Source organism: Acetobacter estunensis, assembly GCF_011516945.1.
In the GTDB taxonomy this organism is placed as follows: domain Bacteria; phylum Pseudomonadota; class Alphaproteobacteria; order Acetobacterales; family Acetobacteraceae; genus Acetobacter; species Acetobacter estunensis.
In genome coordinates, this window is the sequence record NZ_WOTH01000022.1 from 21,584 (window position 1) to 41,077 (window position 19,494).

Below are 19,494 nucleotides of genomic sequence, written 5' to 3' on the forward strand. Positions count from 1 at the left end.
CGCCATCAGGGCTTGTTCACTGGCGCCGCGGCTTTCAGCGAACCCTGTTCGGCTGCCTGCCCGTATAGCGAGCGCACATAAGCGGCCAGCGCTTGGCGGTCCGGTTCGCTGAGCGTTGGAAAAGCAAGCATGGCCGTTCCGGGAACACCCACGCGGAGTACGCGGTCAATCTCGCTCACGTCGGGCTGGAGATGCCGGAAGTTGTAGGGCCGCGGTTTGAACGCAAGCGATGCCGGACCGTCGCCACCGCCGCCGACGCCGTGACATGCCGTGCAGTTTTGCGCATACAGTTCTACACCCCGCGAGACGCCGCCGGGCTCGGACGTTGCCGGTTCTGCGGCCGCATGTAGTGTCGACACGAAGGCCCCAAGGTCAGCGACCTGCTGTGCGGTCAGGTCTCGCCAGGCCGGCATCGAGCTACCAACGACTCCATCATGCAAAATGCCGGCAAAAGCGCCTTCGCTGTAACGGAACACGGTGAGGTTGGTAGGGTGTGGCAGCAACGATGCGCTAGCCACCGACGCGCCATTGCCCAGCGCACCGTGGCAGCCTGCACAATTCTGTGCGAACAGCGTTGCCCCCCGATTGGCGACCCCTGTTGGAGAAAGCGTCCGTGGCAGTTCCCTGCCAGGACTCGCCAAATGCGCGCGTGCGCCATTCGCGTCCAGCGATGCATCGCTGTCAGGCTGCATGCCCGGCATGGCTTCATTGGGCGCATCGTGCGCGGCGCTCCCCGCCTGCATGCGTGCGCGGCCCAAGGTTTTCATATAGGCCAGCAGATCCTTGGCCACGTCGGTTGGCTGGTTGGGGCTGCCTTTGAACATCCAGGCAAAGCCGGGCATCACCGAGCCCGGAACGATGAGCCGTGGATTGTAGAGGTGGGTCAACTGCCAGTCGTCGCTGCGGACTCCGGATTCACGCGCGAGGTCGGGCCCGATTCGTCGGGTGCCCCACAGCTGCGGCGACTCGAACTTGGTTTCCCATGGTGTGGTCGGCGGTCCCCAGCGACGCACGTCCTCGGGCGTGCTGCGCACCTGCTCGCTATGGCAGTACGCGCAGCCCTGGGTGCCATAGGTAATACGGCCTCTGGCCTCGGCCGGCGTGAAGGGAGCCAGCGTCAACGGCGCATGATCATGGATCGATTTCTCCAGCCGTAAACCAGGCAGGATCCCGAGCGCCACGACAGACAATACGAAGAAGCCGATGCCTGCCACAAAAAGAATCATCTGGGCGGCGCCAAACCAGCGTTTGCGCGGCAGCAGGCTCATGCTGGCACCCGCGCCGCGGCGGTAACACGTGGGCCGCTCAGCATGGCAGCAATCAGGAAACCGAAGCCGGCCAGAATAGGGACGGCCGAAACAACGCGCCACCACCAATACGGCATCGATGCACGCACCGAATCCATCCACGGCACGTGCTCGCCCCACAGCTCGCCCTGCACCAGTCCAGCCATCGTCAGGTCGGCGACCATCAGCGTCAGTCCACCCAGAATCAGCCAGAACGCGGCATTGGCACGACCATTGTGATAGCGCGCGCCGGGCGTGCGCTGCCACGCATGCAGCAGGGCACCGATAGCAATGAAGCTGGCAAAGCCGAGCATCGCCAGATGCGAGTGGCCGATTACCCAGTCACTGAAATGAATCAGCCGCTGCACAGGCATTGCGGCCTGTCCCGCACCCTGGATGCTCACCAGCAGGTAAAACACCACGCCCACCGTCACAAAACGCAGAGGTACGTCGCGCATCGCCATGGCGCCGGATCCGCGTAGCGACATCAGCTGATTGAACACCACCATGATGACGTCGACGCCCAGCAGCATCGAAGCAGCAATCGCTGCGCGCTGGGTATCCATCGGAATGGCCGAGTACACGTAGTGATGTGTGCCATTGAGAGGGTAGACAAAAAACAGCACCCAGAACCCGAGAATCGACAGAAAGTGGCTGTAGACCGGCTTGCCGGTCACGGCGGGGATGACGTAATACGACATGGACAGGATAAAAGGCGTCACCAGCAGGCCGACCGCGTCGTGGATCCACAAGCCGCTGAACGCCGCTCCCACGGCGCCGGGAGTGAACTCGGGAATCAGGCTGCCCATCGGAAACGACAGCAGGGTAAACACGCCGCCACCCAGCGCATACCACGCCGAAATGTACAGTCGATCGCGCTCAGGCCCGCGCACGATCGGCCAAAGAAACTGGACCCCGAGCAACACCAGGCACAGTTCCGTCATCGCATTGATGAGCAGCGGAAACTCGGTCCATTCCAGTGGTTTGATCGCCAAGAGCCAGTGCGGCAGGTTCGCCTCGACTAGCGCCCAGCCCGGCAGCACCATGCCGAAATTCCACAGCACGAACAGCGTCCAGCCCAGGCCTCGGCTGGTCACCGCACGTCCCGACAATCGCGGCGTGGCGAAATACAGAAAAGCCAGAAACGCGTTACCCAGCCAGCCGAACATGATGCCCTGCGTATGGTTGTAACGCAGCAGACCCCAGGTCGCCCACGGTTCGCTACCAAGAAAATTCGGCAGCACGAACTTGATCGCGACGACGGTGCCGAAGACCGCTGACAGGATCAGCGTAGTCAGGGCCGCAAGCCCATGCGCACGCAGCAGCCCGTGTTCGGTGCCGGCCAACGTCCCGGTGATCGGCAGATCGAGTTCGCTGTCGCCGTGTGTATCTATCGCCACACTGCTCATGGATTGGGCGCGCCTTTCATGGTCGTACCGCCGGATGGCACCGATGCGCTGCCGAGCACATGACCGTTGACCGTCTTGCCGTACATCGAACTGGCCGAATCATGAAACTTGGCGCGGGTTGCCTCCACGGTTCCCAGATAGCGCGGATCCTGTGGACGATCCTGACTATTCATATAGGTCGCCACGTCCCAGGCGTCCTGATCAGAGAGGGTGTTACCGCGACTGAGCGGCATGTTCGCCTTGATGAAGGCTGCTGCGTTCTTGATGCTGCCCATGCCGGCGCCCCAGTTGAACGACCCTGGCCCCCACAGGGCAGGAAATGCCATGCTGCCATCGGCGGCGATCTGACCGCCTCCGTCCTTGGCATGGCAAAGCGCGCATTTGGCCTCGTAGACGGTCTGCCCGCGGGCGTAGTCGGCAGGCAGCGGAGGTTTGTCGAGTTTCGGATAGCCACGGCCGGGAAGCTTGTCATCCACCGGCGCGCCTTTCGCCAGCCAGTAGGCGTAGGTCTCCAATGCCACGAGTGTCTTGTCACCCAACGGCGGCGCCTTCCCGTTCATGCTGAACTTGAAGCAGCCCTGCAGGCGTTCTTCGAATGTATTGACGTGACCATTCTTGGCTCGGTAAGCAGGATACGCCACGTACGCGGCCCACATCGGCGCCGCGCCGGCCTTACGGCCAGCGTCCAGGTGACAGCTGCTGCAGTGCAGCTGATTGCCGACAAACTCGGGCGCGTTCTCTTTCGGGTGCTCGAAAATCTGTTCGCCCAGGCTCACCATCTTGCCGAAATCGTCCTTTGGCATGGATGCCTCCGAAGGCGGCGCAAAGGGCTTCTTCTCGGGCTTCGGCGCCGCCGGTTTGGCAACGACGACCGCGACCGGCTTTGGTTCGTCGGCCTCGTGGTAACCCGAAATGAAAATGGTGCCACCGGCGATAGCCAGTACACCGACAACGGCGGCGATAACGTAAGAGGTTTTCATGGCTTTTCCCCGGGTGTGGCAGGTGTCTGCTCACTGAAGTAATCGGCCACGGCCTGGACTTCGGCATCGGACAGTTTTTTCGCGATGCCGCCCATCAGGCCCAGCGGACCGGCATCGCGTGTACCCTTGCGCCACGCCTGTAGCTGGTTCACCAGATACAACGATGACTGCCCGGCGAGTGCTGGGAAGTTCGCGCCCACGCCCACGCCGCCCTGACCATGGCACGAGCTGCAAGCGGGCACGCCATCGGACCAGCGCCCGCGGTTAGCCAGCTGCTCGCCTATGCTGGAAGCAGTATTACCTGCAGTCCCGGAAGCAAGCGGCGTGACCTTGGTCGGAACCGGCAATTGCGTGTAATACGCTGCCAGTGATGCCATCTCGTCGGCCGACAGAGCTTTGGCGATAGGCGTCATCATGGCGTTTTGCCGCTGTCCGCTGGCGAAATCGGTCAGCTGGTTCTGCAAGTACTCAGGCGGCAAACCGACTAGCCGGGGGAAGCCTGCCACCGCGTTGCCTTCGCCCATAACGCCGTGGCAGCTCGCACAGGGCGGAGCGCCATGGCCGTTGCCAGCATTTGCAATTTGCGCGCCCTGAGTCATGTTAGCCGCCGCGACGCTGCTAGTCATCAGAAGGACGAGAATCAGCAGGCAGGCGCGCAGTTCAATGGGCAGGCGCATGATCGCTCCAGCCATAGCGGGCAAAGATTTTATATCCTTCGGGGCTTTTCAGAAACGCCACGAAACCGGTGGTCGCCGCATCCTTCTGGCCCTTGGCCGTCAGCGCTACGCCGCAGTCGCGGTAAATGGCGTGGTCGGCATCCAGCGGTACGACGTCGGCAATGCCCGGATTGGCCTTGGCCCAGATTGCATAGATGATCCACGCATCTACGCTCGCATCCTGCGTCCAGCGCGCCTTCGCTTTGGCGCTGTTCGGCGCGTAGAAAACAATGTTGTGACGCAACGCCTGCAACGTGCGGATGTCGCCGTCACGTCCGGCGATGTCTTCCCACATGCCGACCTGACCGGCACCGTTGACCACCATGACGCGCATACCCGGCTTGAGCAGGTCAGTGAAGCCACCGACATGCCGCGGGTTGCCGGGACGAACCAGAATAGCCGCTGGTCGCAGATACAGTGATTCGATGGTCCCGTCGAGCATCGCGCCACCGAACTGCGTGACGAAGTCACTCATCATCGCTTCCGAGCCGCTGTAGATCAGGTCGCCATCCTTTTTGAAATCGTCGGCCCAGGCGTCGGTGGGGCCAGCCGTGACGATGACCTCCACGCCGTGCGCATCGCCATAGGCTTTGGCAGCGGCTTTCATGGCAGGCGCCGGACCACCCGGGCCATAGATGTGGATGACTTCCGCCGCATGGGCGCTGCCCAGTGATACAGCGAAACAGAAGACTGCAGCGATGGCCCGTTTGATCATGCCGTGTACCCCTACGTTAATGCAGCGTCAACACCCGAATTATTTTTTGCCGCCGCCCGCGTAGGCCTTGAAGCCATAGCGTTCGAAGATGGCCAGCCCTTCGGGTGAGCGGACAAACTGCAGCCACTCACGGCCGGCTTCCTTATGCGCCGCGTCTTTCACCACCGCACCGCCGTAGATCGCCGTGCTGTTTTCTGATGCCGGAATATCCACGTGCGAAATGGGATGCCCGGCCTGCTCCTGGAATATCGCTTCCGATTGCCAGGTCACGCCGGCTTCGGCCCTTCCCTGCATGATCCACAGCGGCGTCTGACGATGGTGGATGTGCGTCAGCACGGTACTGCCGTCCTTCCGCTTCGTTTCGTAGACCATGGTTGCCAGCGATGGACCGCCCGCCTTGGTCAGCGCATCGGTGATCTGGCGAGAAATGCCCTCGAACTCCGGGTTCGGCATGGCCAGCTTGATATTAGGCTTGGCCAGATCAGCCAGCTTGGTAATGTGCTCGGGGTTGCCCTTTGCAACCATGATGGTGAGCGTGTTGGTGACGTAGGGCACAGCCGGCGCGTCGAGCGTGCCGTCGGCGACAAACTGCTGAACCTTCTTCAGACCTGCCAGATAGACATCCGGCTTGACCGTCCAGGTCATGTTACCGACAGTAACCGTGCCGCCGGCCTTCAGCTGTTTCATCAGCAAACCGGGGGGAATGGTCTCCCAGTAGATACGGCCCTTGAACTCGGGATGCAGTTTTTCGAACGCCTGCACTAGCGGCGCCATCGCAAAAAAATAGTTGCCACCGACGTACAGCGCAAGTTTGGGGTTAACCGGGTCACCGTGGAAATCGGCGAGATTGTCCGCATCAGGCACGGTAAAGTCGAAGCCGCGATCCGTGGCGTCGTCGTTGGCGCCGTTCTGCCAGGGCGGCGACAACGCCTCGTTGAAACGTTGCGAAGAAGCGTCCTGCGCCATGGATGGACTGGCGAGCGAGGTAAACAGTGCGCACAACAGACCGGCAGCCAGAGTCGACTGTTTCAACATGATGTATCTCCAAAGAAACGCATTCGAATTGGACAAGGAAATGGCGGACCGATCCTTACATCGGCATCAGGTCGTAACCCTCGTGCTCCAGCGTGGTAATCGTGGTCAGCCCGGACAGCGCGGTGGTGACCGACTTGTCCACATCTGCGTAAGTGAACTGATGCTCTGCGACGGCCTGGCCACAGACCGCCACATCCACGCCAGCCTTGCGCAGCGAGGCAATCAACGGCAGGTTGGGATTGGCACTGCCGAACTTGGCCCGATACGCTTCGTCACTCAGGGCCAGCGACGTCGCTTCGCCATAAGCAATGGCCACAAATTTCAGGTGCGAAACCGGCACGCCTGATGCGACATACAGATTGACGGTGCGGGCCACGTGATCCAGCGACGGATTCACGTCGGCCGGCGTCTTTGAGCCCTTGGTCAGCGAAAACACGATCTTGTAGGTCGCATCTTTTTCGGGCTTGTAGGCCGCGTTGGGCAGCATGTGCATCTTGCCGTAACTCTGGATGGTCGGCGTGGTCCAGAAACCTGGGTCTGAAAAGTTATGCTGGGCAAACGCAGTGGAGGCGGCAAGTGCGAGATTGACAAGGACGAAGATCTTGGCAAAACGGCGCATGGTCGATAATCCTGTTGGTGGGTGAGTAGGATGCCCCAATCTGAAATGCAACTAATCTGAAATGCAAGTTACTGCGTAGTGCCATATCATTTTGATATGAATGACGTTCATCGCTTATTCTCTTTTGCGCGATAATTGCGGCTGACAACCTCATTAAGGTCGCCAGGCACGCCTTCATTTCCCAGCCGGCGCTTTTGTAGCAAAGACCTACTTGGCGTAGTGTTGCTCGAACGGCTATTTGCGGCATACCGATGACGCATTCGGGAGATATGATGCGCAACTACGCCACCCGCTTATTCGCCATGGAGCGCACCGCTTAGGCGGCCGAACGCGGAATTGTCGACGTGGGTAGGCCAGCCTATAATCAGGCCCAGAAACACTATAGGCACCTATATCCTGCTGGTGATTCTCGCCATCTATCGGTTACGCCTTTTTGCTAGCGCGATCGCGCTGTTTGGCGCGACGCACCGGGCACTGTCAATAAGAGAAAAAGCATTTGGGTAAACTCGGGGCCAGAACGCGCCGGTTAGACGACTCCAAGGCCGTGAACGCGAGGGTGCTTGGGCTCCACGCCGCCCATATTTCATCGTTGACGCGTTACGTGGAGGCACAGTCCCGGCCAGGAGAATCCTTGCCTTACTTTGACCCCCTCGACGGCGGCGTCCATGCCTCCATGCTCGTTCTCCTTGAACGGCCCGCTCGGCATCCGATGCGACCGCGGTTTGTGTCTCGGGACAATCCTGGTCCGGCTCAGCAGAATCTCAAACGGTTTTTGCTGGAGGCCAACGTGCCGCGCAAGATGACGGTGCTTTGGAACCTGATCCCCTGGCTTCCGCCGGACGATCATCCGGTCAGCTCGGTTCGCCGGGCAGACATTGAGGCCATCGTGTGGAAAGTACGCTAAACAACGTTTAGCATGAACAGTAGAAGAACGTCTGGGTAGCGTGATCTTGTCTGAGGGCAAGTCGCTGTTTCTTTGTTGAACAACGGCAAGCAGCACGGAAGTTAGCGGATGAAATATCCGCTAACGCGCCAATATGGCTGTTCACGAGAAAGTACGACGGTTTCAACCGCGTTGGGTTTGTTAGCGAAACGCGTCTGGAACTGAATGATCTGATAGTCACCCGCTGGCGCGCCCGGCAGCGTTTTTGTCTGCATCACGCTTTGGAAAGTGCGTGATGACGGGCGTCCCAACGGTTGTCGTACAGACTGGATCGTAGTGGCCCACTGCGCCGGGGTGATCTTTGCCTTGAACAGTGTGCCTGCGGCTTGCCAGCTTGCATCCCACTGCCCTTCATCAAGCAATTCGACCCATTTGCGGGCATCGGCCGATGCCTTTGTTTCGGCAGGACGGGCAATGCTTGTCGAAATATTCTGGGCGGAAACCCGGGCGTCGTCCTGCCCGCTGATGGTCAAAAGCGCTGCGGCCGCAATGATAAGAGACATGATAAGCATTCCTCCGGTAAGCCACGCCAGGCGATGCCCCGACGATCGCGGCGGTGCTGGCTCTTTGGCTCTATCCACCGAAGAAGTTGCTTCGGCACCCCCAATTTCTTTGGGGCCGACATTATTGGGGGTGCCCCCATCCATCTCGGCGAGACGTCGGGCAGCTTCACGGCTGCTCGAAACGCCCAGCTTGCGCCGCGCATCGCGTAGGCGGTCATTTATTGTGTGCACCGACAGACCAAGCGTATTGGCGATGGATTTCGCGTCATGGCCGACCAGAAGCAGACGTAGAGCTTCTTTCTCGCGCGCGCTGAGAACCACTTGATCGTCTGTTGTCATGATACAGCCGATGGTGTCGGCCGCGCGACGCCAAGACGCTTCATCTCGCGATAGACAGTCGATCGCCCGATCCCGAGCTGACGCGCCGCTTCAGTCGGCGACACGCTCGCCGCGATAAGTTTTAGCGCCGCGCTGATCTTGTCGTTGTCGAGCGGCTGCCGCCCCGGCAGCCTGCCCTTTGCTCTCGCCGCTGCAATCCCGTCGCGTGTACGTTCTGAGATCAGTCGCCGCTCAAAATGCGCAATGGCGCCGAAGACGTGGAAGATCAGCTCTCCGGCTGCGGAGGAAGTGTCGATTTTCTCCTCCAGGCTGAGCAACGCTATTCCGCGTGAGCGGAGCATGGTCACCGTTGTCAGCAACTCTCCCAGTGAACGACCGAGGCGGTCGAGCCGCACAACCGCAAGCGTATCGCCCTTGCGTGCGTATTCCAGCAGCTCGTCCAGTCCTGGTCGCTCCATGCTCTTGCCCGACATCACATCGGTGAACACACGGATCGTACCGGCTTCTTCCAATCGCATACGCTGCCCGGCCACATCCTGATCACCGGTACTGACACGCGCGTATCCCAGAATGCCGCCCATGGCACCGTCTCCCAAACGACCGTTCTGTGGACACTGAGTGAATGACCATTCCGGATCGACAATATCCGTCCACATAATGCGTCTCTTTACTCTCCGCTGTCCATAGCCGAGACTGACCTTTTGTGGACGGAATGACAGCGTGACCAGGCTCAAACATCACCTGCTGACAGCCCAGGAACGGGATCAGATGCTCGCCATCCCGACAGACCGGGACAGTCTGGTCCGCCTTTACACTTTCGAGCCATCGGATCTGGATATCATCGGTTCCCGGCGCAGGCGACGCACCCAGATGGGCGTTGCCGTGCAACTGGCGTTACTCAGGCACCCGGGAACAACACTGGCTCAGTTTGTGCAGGACGTCGGATCGACGCCATCCGCGTTGGTCGCCTTCGTGGCAGACCAACTTGAGCTTTCCGGCAGCGACCTCGCCGATTACGCCGCGCGGGAGCAGACGATGACCGATCATGCCCGCGATCTGATGACGATCCTTGGCCTGCGCGCGCCCCAGAGAGTCGATATCCCGTTCATGATCGAGGCTGCGGCAAACGCAGCCTGGGCCACGGACAGCGGCATCGTAATCGTCCGGGCCGTGATGGACGCGCTACGCCATGCCAAAATCGCACTCCCTTCGATTTCAACCATCGAACGCGCCAGCATTGCGGGACGGGCGCGGGCCCGACGGAAGACCGCGCAGGCGTTAACGCAGGGCCTCACAGGCGATCAGGTCACGGCGCTGGATCGGCTTTTCGCCACAACGCCTGAAGGGAGCATCAGCCAACTTGCCTCGCTCAAGACCATACCGGTTGCCGTCAAGCCGGATCACATCAAGCGCATTCTGGAATTGTTGAGACAGGTTCGACAGATCGGGATTGATCCCGTCGTCGCCAAGCGCATTCACATCGACCGCTTTCACCAATACGTCCGGGAAGGCCGGATATCTCCGGCCTCGATGATCGAGCGCTACACGCCATCACGCCGTTACGCCACGCTCGTCGCTTTCCTGATCGATGCCGAGGAACGTCTGACGGACAGCGCCCTGGACATGGCTGACAAGCTGGTCGGCAGCATCTTTACCCGGGCACGGAACACAAAGGCCCGCAGCTTTTCGGCAACGTCGAAGAACGTCGCACGCCTGATGCGCCTGTTTCAGGCGACCATCGATGCCTTGGCCGAGGCGGCCAGCGACGGCAGAGATCCCATGGAAACTCTGGATGCCACGGTCGGATGGGCGACCCTGTTGAAAGCAAGGTCAGAGGTTGGGGCGATCGCCAGGACTGCCGACCTCGATCCTCTGACAGCCGCTGCGGAGCGTTATATTACCCTTCGAAAATTCGCGCCCGATCTGCTGGAAACGCTGGAATTCCAGGCAGGAAGAGGAGGCGCCAAGACCCTGGCTGCGATCACGTTGTTGCGGAACCTCAACAGAGCAGGCAAACGCGATTTACCTGGCGACGCACCGATGCCGTTTCGCAAGGAATGGCAGAAGATCGTTATCGATCAGGATGACAAGCCCAACCGGCGTCTGTGGGAAATCGCGACGCTCGCGCATTTGCGCAACAAGCTGCGTTCCGGTGATGTGTGGATCGAGCGGTCGGCCAATTATCGTCGCTTCGACAGCTACATGCTCAGTACGGAGCAGGCAAAACCGTTCATTGCCGAACTTGACCTTCCCCTGTCGGCGGATGAATGGCTGGATCAGCGCGCTCGCGAATTGGATAAACGCCTGAAGAAGTTTGCGCAAAGCCTGAAACGCGACGCTTTGCAAGGCGTACGATTCCGAGACGGGCACCTCCAGATATCGCCGATACGCGCAACAACGCCTCCCAAGGCGGAAGACCTGGCGCAACAGCTCAACGCCCTGATGCCGCCAATCCGCATCACGGAGCTGCTGCACGAGGTGGCGCAGGCCACCGGTTTTTTGAACGCCTTTACCAACCTGCGCACGGGCGAAGCCTGCCCCCACGAGAACGCGTTGCTTGCTGCCATTCTGGCGGACGCTACCAATCTGGGGCTGTCACGCATGGCTGCCGCGAGTCACGGCGTTACCCGTGATCAGCTCTTCTGGACCCACGACGCTTACGTCCGCGACGAAAATTACCGCAAGGCGCTGGCTATCCTCATCGACTCTCACCATCGTCTGCCATTTTCCCGCATCTGGGGTGAGGGTTCGAGTTCAAGCTCCGATGGACAGTTCTTTCGCGGGGCCAAGCGCGGTGCCTCAGGCGGAGACGTCAATGCCCGCTATGGCGTCGACCATGGGTTCAGCTTTTACACGCATGTGTCTGATCAGCGCGCCCCATACCATGTGAAGGTCATCTCGGCTGCGACACACGAAGCGCCATACGTGCTCGACGGCCTGACCAATCATGGAACGGGGCTTAAAATCACCGAGCATTATACCGACACGGGTGGTGCCACCGACCATGTCTTCGCGCTCTGCGCCCTGTTGGGTTTTCGCTTTTGCCCACGCCTGCGCGACTTTCCGGATAGACGCCTGGCGTCCATCGCACCGGCCAGTTCCTATCCCTCCATCAGCCCGCTGCTTGGCAAAACCATCCGCACCGACATCATTCGGGAACAATGGGAGGACGTGCTGCGGCTTGTCGGATCAATCAAGGCCGGGCATGTCGCGCCCTCCAGGATGTTGCGCAAGCTTGCTGCCTATGAGCGCCAGAATCGGCTCGACGTCGCACTCCAGGAAATCGGCAAGATCGAGCGCACTCTGTTCATGCTCGACTGGCTCGAAACCCCTGATCTGCGGCAAAGATGTCAGGCAGGGCTCAACAACAGCGAGCAGCGGCATGTGCTGACCCAGGCAATCCATACCTTCCGCCAGGGACGGATCATCGACCGCAGCCATGAAGCCCAGCAATACCGGGCGTCGGGCCTCAATCTCGTCATCGCGGCGATCGTCTACTGGAATACAGTCTATCTGCAAACCGCCGTCACACATCTGCGCTCAACATCGGCGGTCGTCCCGGAGGACCTGCTGGCGCATACTTCCCCGGTGGGATGGGAGCACATCGCCTTTTCCGGAGACTTCCTCTGGGACAAAGCCGCAGCTTCTGCGGGCCGCAAGACGCTCAATCTGTCGAAACAGGCTCGTGCCGCCTGATCGTTCCTTTATTGTTCATGCCAAACGTTGTTTAGCGTACCATCCACACGATGGCCTCTATCAGCCTAAAGCCCTTCTATCGGATTGGGAGCGCCGTGCCCTTCTTGCCTTTCGGTCGCAGATTCCAGCCGGACACTATGTTTGCCCGCAGGTGCGGCTTGCGGAGTTGGTAAGCATCGTGGTCGATCCACGCCGCTTTCCCGAGGCGTTGAATCGGGTGGCCGGTAAAAGTCTTGATTTCGTGGTGATCGAACTGGCGACGGGGCGGCCGGTCCTTGCCATCGAACTCGATGACAGAAGCCACCAGCAGCGACAGCGGCAGGACCGCGACCGCTTCGTCAACGACCTGATGGAAGCCCTCAACATTCCGTTGCAACGCTTTACGCCATCGATGTCGCTCGACGTTTCCGGGCACTTCGTGCCCGGTCCGTCAGCGCGTCAGGTACTTGCGCGGCCAGCGCGCTAAGGCAGCCAGCGCCGCACACACTCCGCCCGCGATGAATGTCTTGTACGCGATGAGGATTCCAGCCGACCAGAGCAGCGATGAACCATGAATGAAGCAGAGCACCGCCAATATGGCGGCCGGAAGGCCGACGACAAAAGCCAGAAGGGAGGCAAACGGGCGAAGCGCAAGCCGCAGGCCCGGATTGAGTGACATTCTCCGCATAGTCTGCCCTCCCTTATGATGACGTGTCCCTGACCTTATTTGTTGTCCTGTGCAGCAGGAGGCCGAGGCGGCTCAAGCCAGAGCGGCGCAGCACAGGCCTGTCGCCCGCCCTGATCGAAAGCATGAGCACGGCAGGCTGATAGGACAGCCGGAATGTCGTTATTCCGGACCAGTTCAATCAGGGCCGTCTCCGCGCCCGGGCCATGCTCCTGTAGCGCCGCGAACAGCGCACCCTTGTCGTAAAGACCGTTCGTCCTGCCGTTTTTCCAGCCCGTGCCGTATCCGACACAGGCCGCCGTGATGGCAAGCACTCCGGCAATGCCGCCCGCCATGAGCAGCGTCTTGAGCTTGACCGTGCGTTCCTGAACCTTCACCTGCGAAGCAGTCAGCTTCAGGAGTTGGGGAGCCAGTTCTTGAACGATTCCGGCTTTCTGGCCTTCAAGTTCCAGCCGTCCAGCTTCGACCGCATCGCTTCGCGCGCGATCGAGGTCCGCGCTGATGTCGCGATACTTGTTGAACGTCGCCTTGTAGAGCGCGGCCTGAGCACCCAGCGTCTCGGACATCGCGTGCAGGGCAACACCCAACGGATCATCCGTCAGGTGCGCCTTGGCAATCGCCAACTGTAGATCCTGTCTCGCGCTGGCGATCGCGCCTTCAAAATCGTCTGCCGGTTCGTCCTGGCTTACGGAAGCCATGACGTGATCCCAGCAAACCGGCGGTCCATCGCTTCGAGCCATGTCCGGACCTTCGAGCGGTCGAACATCCCGAGGGGAGGCGTGGTCAGGCCGTCGCGTGCGGCGCTGAACAAGCTCCGGCGGCTTTCGACGGCTGCCGCCGCATTGAGCCGGGGCATCCACAGCGGAACCGCGCCGTCCGTGACTTCATCCACGACCACGGCGCTTGTCAGCAGACGACCGAACGACTGGTCGCGGGTATGACCGATTTCCTTGGAGGTCTCGTTGAACACGATTGCCCGCGCGTCCGGTGAAAAACCACGCTCACGCAGCGTCGCGATCGGGGCCAGATCATCGACCTGCGATCCGACCAGCGAGATCAGGACGGGGACCGCACCGGCCTCGGCAATCGCTGACGCGAAACCCGGCATTTCGGCTGCCGTCTCGCGCAGTGTGGTATCGCCGCCGCCAAGATCGAGAACCGCTGTCGTCTGGTTCTCGACAGCGTATTCGATGAACCGCTGCATCCACTGCGCAACGCCTGCGGGATCGTCCGTGTTCGGTCGCGCCACGTCCTGAAAATACGACGAGAACGACGCATTGGTCGGGTCCAGGTCCGCCATAAGGATCGGCCGGTTGCCCAGCAGCGCACGTTCGGCCGCCCAACGTAGGAATGTGGTCTTGCCGGTCTTGCCGCGTCCGTTGACGAAGACGATTTTCGTCTTGCCGCTCAGGTCCATACCCTCGGCAATCATCGGCTCGGCTTCTTCGACCTTACGCGGCGTGAAGGGTTTCACGTCAAAGACGGGTTCCTGCGCGAGCGTCTGGTTCAGATCGAACTTCGCAGGCTGGACCGGCTTCTTGGCAGCAGGCGCAGGGTTTTTGTTGCCTGATTTCGTGTCGCTCATTATGATTCCTCAGTCTTTACAGGACGATTAGTTAGCATTGCTAAAGCATCGGCTCTTGAGCGTTTCGGCCGCTCAGGAGCCGTTTGCGTTTTTACCGCCTTTGGTTCGGCTGTCGGGGGTAAAGGGGTTCGCAGCGAGATCGGCTTGAACTCCGGTTCGCCTTCCATCCTTTCCGGGGCCTGTTCCAACCACGCTGGCGAGGGGTCCGCTGATGGGCTGATGGACGAGGCAGCAGGAGCCGGTTTCACGCCTCCCGGGACAACTGGCGTTCTCGCGGGAACCGCTCGAACTGTCGTCGCCTCTGACCTGTCCTTTCGCGCCTTGTACGCTTTCGCGCGCAAGATCGACCCCTTCATGGGCACCGCGGTTTTATACGTGATGCGCGCACGAGCCATCGCCCGGCCGACATCATCCCAAGACCAGCCCGCACTCACCATCGCACTAAGCTCCGGCTCATGAGCGCGTATCCACGGCATCACTTGATCCTGTGGGGTCCAGTCCTGGCTGAACCGATCCGCAGCCTCCTGCAATTCCTCTTCAGTGCGAGGACGTTTGCTCGGAACTCCACGGATGGTCTGTCTGTTGGCGTTTTTCATGGCTTGAGAAAAATTGCATTTTTCTTCCCGTCCGTCACCTTATTTTTTTATTCCGTAGCCTCTAGCGTGCCCTCTTTTGTAGCCTCTGCCGTATCCTCTTTTGTGTCCTGAGACGTGGCCTCTTTCGTGTCCTCTATCGTATCCTTCCGTGAGAGGTAGGAAGGTGAAGGGTGAGTGGCTTTTTTTCTACAGACCAAGTCATGCTAGACGCATGGGGTGAAAAGGTGCGAAAAGAGGGCACTGATTCCGGCGCATCGCCTTCCGATTCATTGCTCACGTTTTCGTGATAATGCCGGGAATAAGGAGCCCGAACCCTCATGGCGAAAGACACCGACGGGGCCTATCTCGCCCATGTTTCCGATACGCTGGAAGAGCACGGCAAGCAGCTCTCGGCCATTCAGACCGTCCTCGGGATGATGCTCGACACGCTTCAGGCGCAGACCGAAATGTTGACCGAAGTGCTGGCAGCCGCCAGAGACGAGCCGGGTGATTCTCCGGTTGCGCAGGCCCTCACCAACCTGACAGCCGCCGTGAGCGAGAACACCCAGGCCGTCAACACGATGGCCGAAAGCATGAACGATATGGCGTCTCAGCTTGTCGCTTCCGGTCACGAGGCGCCTGACACCCCGGCACCCTGATGCTGACCTATCGGACAGGCGCGGCCGGGGCCACGTCCGCCGCCAAGGCCATGAGTGAGCACCTGCTTCAGCAGACCCTTCCGCCCGAGATGGCCGTGATGGCGGAGTACTACGCGCAGGGTGTAAGACCCCCGACCCCGGCCGAGGCCGCTGCCACCCGCTATGCTGGCACCACGAGCGGGATGGATGACCTGGCCGACACGCTGGCAATGGAAATCGACCGCCTGCGAGAAGCCACGTCCGATTCGGACGACGTGCTGGCAGTCCGCGCAGCCGGAACCTTCGTGGCGGCCAATCTGATCGACCGGGCCAAAGCCGAGGAATTGTTGCAGCAACGCGCCGTGCCCTTCACTGCCGACGCACTTGATAGCGAGATCCGCAATGCCAGCGCCGCACGCGACTACAGCAGTGCGACAGCCGTCCCACGCCGGGACATGAATCCCGAACTGGCCGCGCGACTTGGGGTCGACCCCACGAAGGGCCTGACACCCGCCGAGGTCGCTCACCTTCTGAACGGGCAGCGAGCAGACGGACAGGATATTCCGGGGAAGACGAAAAGATCGGCCACGGAAGCAATCGGCAAAATCTTCGAGATGGATGAAAGCCGATTGCCCACGAGAACCGAACTGGAAGCCGTTCTGGCGGGCAAGACGGTTTCTGGCGGCGAGATACCTACCAAGAAAGCCGAACGGGCTGTACGGCGTTTTACGGCCGTCCTTGGTGCCGATGCGGCCAGCCTGACCAATGACCAACGCGAAAACATCCTGTCCGGGCGTATGGCCGACGGGCAGGAGTTGAGTGTGTCCGAATATCACGAGCGCATGGACACCAGTCGCGCCCGGATCGGGTATGTGGATTTCACCTTTTCCGCCCCCAAATCGGTTTCCGTTGCATGGGCATTCGCCCCGACGGAAGCCGAGCGCGGAATCATCCTTCAGGCACATCACGACGCGATCGCCTCGACCATGCAGGAAGTGGAAAAGGTGATTGGACGAGCGCGGAAAGGCGACGCCGGAAAAGATGGCTGGGACCCCGCATCCATCGGCTGGGTGTCCTTCGATCATTATACGGCACGGCCGACCGTTGAGATCATCCGGACAGATGACCAGGGCGAGGTCTTTACCGAGCTGCATACGCTCCGTCAGGGAGGGGGCCGGGTGCCAGGAGATATGCAGCTCCACACGCATACTGCCATTCTGAACGCGGCACTGACCGACGAGGGCCGCATGGGCGGTCTGTGGCTCGATCAGCTTAACGGCAAGGTCAAGGAGTGGGGAGCGGTCTATCAGGCCCACCTAGCGACGAACCTGCGCAAGCAGGGGGTCGATATGGTGCTGGACGAGCGCACGGAAATGGGCAGGGTTGCGGCCATTCCCGAGAGTGTCTGTGAACAGTTCAGCCGCCGCACGCTTTCAGGAACGGCCGCCGCGCGCGCCTATGCGGCAGGGCAGGGTCTTGATTGGGATACCCTCGATGCCAAGCGCAAAATCGGTCTTATCAAGCAGGGGGTGCAAGATCCACGCGGCGCGAAGTCGGACGATCTTACCGACATGGCCTCATGGCAGCACACAGCCGCAGAGATCGGATACAAGCACCGGAGTGTTCTCCGGCCCGATGAAATCGCACCCGAACGCGAACGGGCCGAGCGCCTGGAACACGCCTATGAAGCCGCGCAGCATGTCTTTGACAAGCAGCTTCAGCAGCGCGCATCTCTTGATGGTTCTGATGCCCGGATCGCCGCCGCCAAAGGATTGATCGCAGCGGGGATCGACACAGCGGCCGACATCAACGCCGTGACCGCAGCCATGCGCAACCGCGGCGTCCGCCAGCATGGACGGCAAACCTCCCTGATCTGGGGAGAAGTCAAAGACCCGGAAGGCAGAGAGCGGGTCGGAATCACGACCGCCCTTCACGAAAGCGAAGAGCACGACCTGATCCGCATGACGCGCGCGGCCGCGAAGGATCGCAGAGGCGCACTCACGGACAAGCAGATTGACCAAGCCGTGAAGGCCCATCCCGAACTCAGTTTCGAGAACGCGCACGGGCAGGCCCAACGCGCGATGATGGAAGATCTAGGGAAGGGCGGTCAGGTCGTTGTCGGAATCGGCGTTGCTGGTTCAGGAAAAACCACACTCCTGAAGCCGCTCGTAACCGCGTGGAAGCAGCAGGGTCGGGACGTTCACGGCATTGCCTTGGCCTGGCGACAGTCCGACGATCTGTCTGCTACGGGTATGGAAGTCGCCAAGACCCGCGCTCTGGAATCCTTCCTGCGCCGGATCGATAGCGGCAAGCTCAAACTCACCAAGAAATCCGTCGTCGTCGTTGACGAACTCAGCCTCTTGGGCACACGCCAGCTCAATGACATCCTCAGGAAGCGAGAGGACATCGGCTTCAAGTTGGTGATGATCGGTGACCCGAAACAGATGCAGTCCGTTGAGGCCGGCGCGGTTATCGAATTACTGCAACGAGGGCTGGGCAAGGAAAACATACCCCTCTTGGGGACATCCACGCGCCAGATTCAGCAGGAAGAGCGCGAAACCACCCTCATGTTTCGCAACGGGCAAACCGAGGAAGCCGTCAAGCGGAAGGCGGAAAATGGAACCCTGCATGTCGCACCGGGAGGCTACGAGGAAGCCATCAAGGCCGTGGTCGATCTCTGGGAGCAACGCCGCACGGAGAATGCCGAGCGCGACAAATACACCCTTTCGATCTCCACCCCGACGAATGCTGACGCCCACAACATTAGCCGCGCGATCCGCGATCGCCGGCGTGAGCTTGGGGAAATCGGCGCGGATCTGATTACCATCAAGGCACAGGCTACCGGAGAAAATACCTCTTATGACCTGCCTCTGGCACGCGGCGACAAGGTTCGCCTGTTCCAGCGGACGAATGCCCGCTTCCTCGACACCAATTCGGGCGGAAATCTCGGCCGCAACGGCACTGTGGTTGAAGTCCGCGACATACGCGAAGAGGGGCTGGTTCTGCGAGGGGCCAATGGCCGGAATGGGCTGGTGAAATGGGACTCCCTCAAGGATAAGGAAACCGGTCGGTTTCTGCTATCCTATGGGGACGCGATGACCACCAATACCAGCCAGGGAGTCACCGTCACCGAGCATATTTTTGCTATTCCGGCCGGGTCACGAAATGTCACGGCGTTCGGTGCTTACACTTCGTCCAGCCGACACCGGGAGCAGACCTTTATCGTCACATCGGATGGCGCTGAACGGAGCGAGATTGCCGGCAGACGGCCTCTCGGGGATCAGCGCACAATTACCGCAACCGATGTCCAGAAAAATATCATCCGGAACTTCGAGCGGCAGCCGGAAAAAGAGACAGCACACGCCCTTTTGGAACGAGCAGAGAATATCCGGCGTGGCACCGTACGCGCCATGCAGCAGACAAAACAGGGTCTGGAAGTGCGGGAAGGAGAGGGCAAACAACGTGCTACCTTGGCAGGCCGTTTCTCAACCCGCCGCCACGAACACCAGGCATCCGAGGGCCTTAAAAACACGGCTGAAGCCATGAAGAACCGAAAGGGTATGATGGATCGGTTGCGTGAAATGACGGAAGCCTTGAAAGCGAAGGTCAGAACCATTCTCGCGCGCAAAACCGATGCCAAGGCACAGGAAAAGCAAAAAAAGCGGCGTAGTGCGCGCCTATAAGGTAGGGTCATGTCTGCAAATTATGAGCGTCCCAAGCCGATTGACACGATCCATTACCGGAAAGACTGTATCTTCCGCATTCATTGTGGCTGCGGTCATTTCATTATT

18 protein-coding genes are annotated in these 19,494 nt (G+C 60.3%); 6 read left to right on the forward strand and 12 right to left on the reverse strand.

What is annotated here, in order from left to right:
- Positions 1-5: 5 nt before the first annotated feature.
- Genes GOB87_RS10770 through GOB87_RS10800 form a run of 7 tightly spaced genes read right to left on the reverse strand, consistent with a single transcriptional unit; the run spans position 6 to position 6,760 of the window.
- Complete coding sequence (locus GOB87_RS10770) at positions 6-1,268, reverse strand: cbb3-type cytochrome c oxidase subunit II (RefSeq protein ID WP_010516192.1); 1,263 nt, start codon at positions 1,266-1,268, stop codon at positions 6-8.
- Complete coding sequence (locus tag GOB87_RS10775; protein ID WP_010516195.1) at positions 1,265-2,695, reverse strand: cbb3-type cytochrome c oxidase subunit I; 1,431 nt, start codon at positions 2,693-2,695, stop codon at positions 1,265-1,267. Before GOB87_RS10775 ends, GOB87_RS10770 begins: the two co-directional genes overlap by 4 nt.
- A complete protein-coding gene (locus tag GOB87_RS10780; protein ID WP_010516197.1) occupies positions 2,692-3,675 on the reverse strand; it encodes a c-type cytochrome in 984 nt (327 codons plus the stop codon). Before GOB87_RS10780 ends, GOB87_RS10775 begins: the two co-directional genes overlap by 4 nt.
- A complete protein-coding gene (locus GOB87_RS10785; RefSeq protein ID WP_198133931.1) occupies positions 3,672-4,352 on the reverse strand; it encodes a c-type cytochrome in 681 nt (226 codons plus the stop codon). The genes GOB87_RS10780 and GOB87_RS10785 overlap by 4 nt, the downstream gene beginning before the upstream one ends.
- Complete coding sequence (locus GOB87_RS10790; RefSeq protein WP_010516201.1) at positions 4,336-5,106, reverse strand: substrate-binding domain-containing protein; 771 nt, start codon at positions 5,104-5,106, stop codon at positions 4,336-4,338. Before GOB87_RS10790 ends, GOB87_RS10785 begins: the two co-directional genes overlap by 17 nt.
- 39 nt (positions 5,107-5,145) lie before the next feature.
- On the reverse strand, positions 5,146-6,141 hold the full coding sequence (locus GOB87_RS10795) for a substrate-binding domain-containing protein (protein WP_010516202.1): 996 nt from the start codon (positions 6,139-6,141) through the stop codon (positions 5,146-5,148).
- 55 nt (positions 6,142-6,196) lie between these two features.
- Positions 6,197-6,760 (reverse strand): DsrE family protein, encoded by a 564-nt coding sequence (locus GOB87_RS10800; RefSeq protein WP_010516204.1) that lies wholly within the window; start codon positions 6,758-6,760, stop codon positions 6,197-6,199.
- Between the two features lie 631 nt (positions 6,761-7,391).
- Between GOB87_RS10800 and GOB87_RS10805 the strand changes: the two genes are divergently transcribed.
- Entirely contained in the window at positions 7,392-7,664 is a 273-nt protein-coding gene (locus GOB87_RS10805; RefSeq protein WP_166316425.1) for a uracil-DNA glycosylase family protein, read from the forward strand.
- A gap of 101 nt (positions 7,665-7,765) precedes the next feature.
- Here GOB87_RS10805 and GOB87_RS10810 read toward each other — a convergent pair whose 3' ends face one another.
- Both GOB87_RS10810 and GOB87_RS10815 read right to left on the reverse strand, forming a co-directional pair.
- Positions 7,766-8,545: a helix-turn-helix domain-containing protein gene (locus tag GOB87_RS10810; RefSeq protein WP_081500012.1), complete on the reverse strand. Its 780-nt coding sequence runs from the start codon at positions 8,543-8,545 to the stop codon at positions 7,766-7,768.
- Entirely contained in the window at positions 8,542-9,201 is a 660-nt protein-coding gene (locus GOB87_RS10815; RefSeq protein ID WP_231869367.1) for a recombinase family protein, read from the reverse strand. The genes GOB87_RS10810 and GOB87_RS10815 overlap by 4 nt, the downstream gene beginning before the upstream one ends.
- Positions 9,202-9,265: 64 nt before the next feature.
- On the opposite strand from GOB87_RS10815, the gene GOB87_RS10820 reads away from it, so the two are divergent.
- Positions 9,266-12,241 (forward strand): Tn3 family transposase, encoded by a 2,976-nt coding sequence (locus GOB87_RS10820; protein ID WP_029605691.1) that lies wholly within the window; start codon positions 9,266-9,268, stop codon positions 12,239-12,241.
- Positions 12,231-12,707 (forward strand): DUF2726 domain-containing protein, encoded by a 477-nt coding sequence (locus GOB87_RS10825; RefSeq protein ID WP_338421435.1) that lies wholly within the window; start codon positions 12,231-12,233, stop codon positions 12,705-12,707. Before GOB87_RS10820 ends, GOB87_RS10825 begins: the two co-directional genes overlap by 11 nt.
- Here the strand turns inward: GOB87_RS10825 and GOB87_RS10830 are convergent.
- The 3 genes from GOB87_RS10830 to GOB87_RS10840 are packed head-to-tail and all read right to left on the reverse strand — an operon-like array spanning position 12,672 to position 14,490.
- On the reverse strand, positions 12,672-12,908 hold the full coding sequence (locus GOB87_RS10830; RefSeq protein WP_228120920.1) for a hypothetical protein: 237 nt from the start codon (positions 12,906-12,908) through the stop codon (positions 12,672-12,674). The two genes, GOB87_RS10825 and GOB87_RS10830, sit on opposite strands and share 36 nt — an antisense overlap.
- Positions 12,909-12,943: 35 nt before the next feature.
- A complete protein-coding gene (locus GOB87_RS10835) occupies positions 12,944-13,603 on the reverse strand; it encodes a hypothetical protein (protein WP_007284571.1) in 660 nt (219 codons plus the stop codon).
- Positions 13,591-14,490 carry a P-loop NTPase family protein gene (locus tag GOB87_RS10840; protein WP_166316428.1) on the reverse strand — a complete coding sequence of 300 codons (900 nt, stop codon included), beginning with the start codon at positions 14,488-14,490 and terminating at the stop codon, positions 13,591-13,593. Before GOB87_RS10840 ends, GOB87_RS10835 begins: the two co-directional genes overlap by 13 nt.
- Before the next feature lie 144 nt (positions 14,491-14,634).
- On the opposite strand from GOB87_RS10840, the gene GOB87_RS16575 reads away from it, so the two are divergent.
- From GOB87_RS16575 to mobF, 3 genes are all read left to right on the forward strand, one after another.
- On the forward strand, positions 14,635-14,949 hold the full coding sequence (locus tag GOB87_RS16575; protein WP_194303322.1) for a hypothetical protein: 315 nt from the start codon (positions 14,635-14,637) through the stop codon (positions 14,947-14,949).
- Positions 14,950-15,403: 454 nt separating this feature from the next.
- Complete coding sequence (locus GOB87_RS10850) at positions 15,404-15,724, forward strand: hypothetical protein (protein WP_035367557.1); 321 nt, start codon at positions 15,404-15,406, stop codon at positions 15,722-15,724.
- Positions 15,724-19,386 carry a MobF family relaxase gene (mobF, locus tag GOB87_RS10855; RefSeq protein ID WP_035367558.1) on the forward strand — a complete coding sequence of 1,221 codons (3,663 nt, stop codon included), beginning with the start codon at positions 15,724-15,726 and terminating at the stop codon, positions 19,384-19,386. Before GOB87_RS10850 ends, mobF begins: the two co-directional genes overlap by 1 nt.
- Positions 19,387-19,494 lie beyond the last annotated feature (108 nt).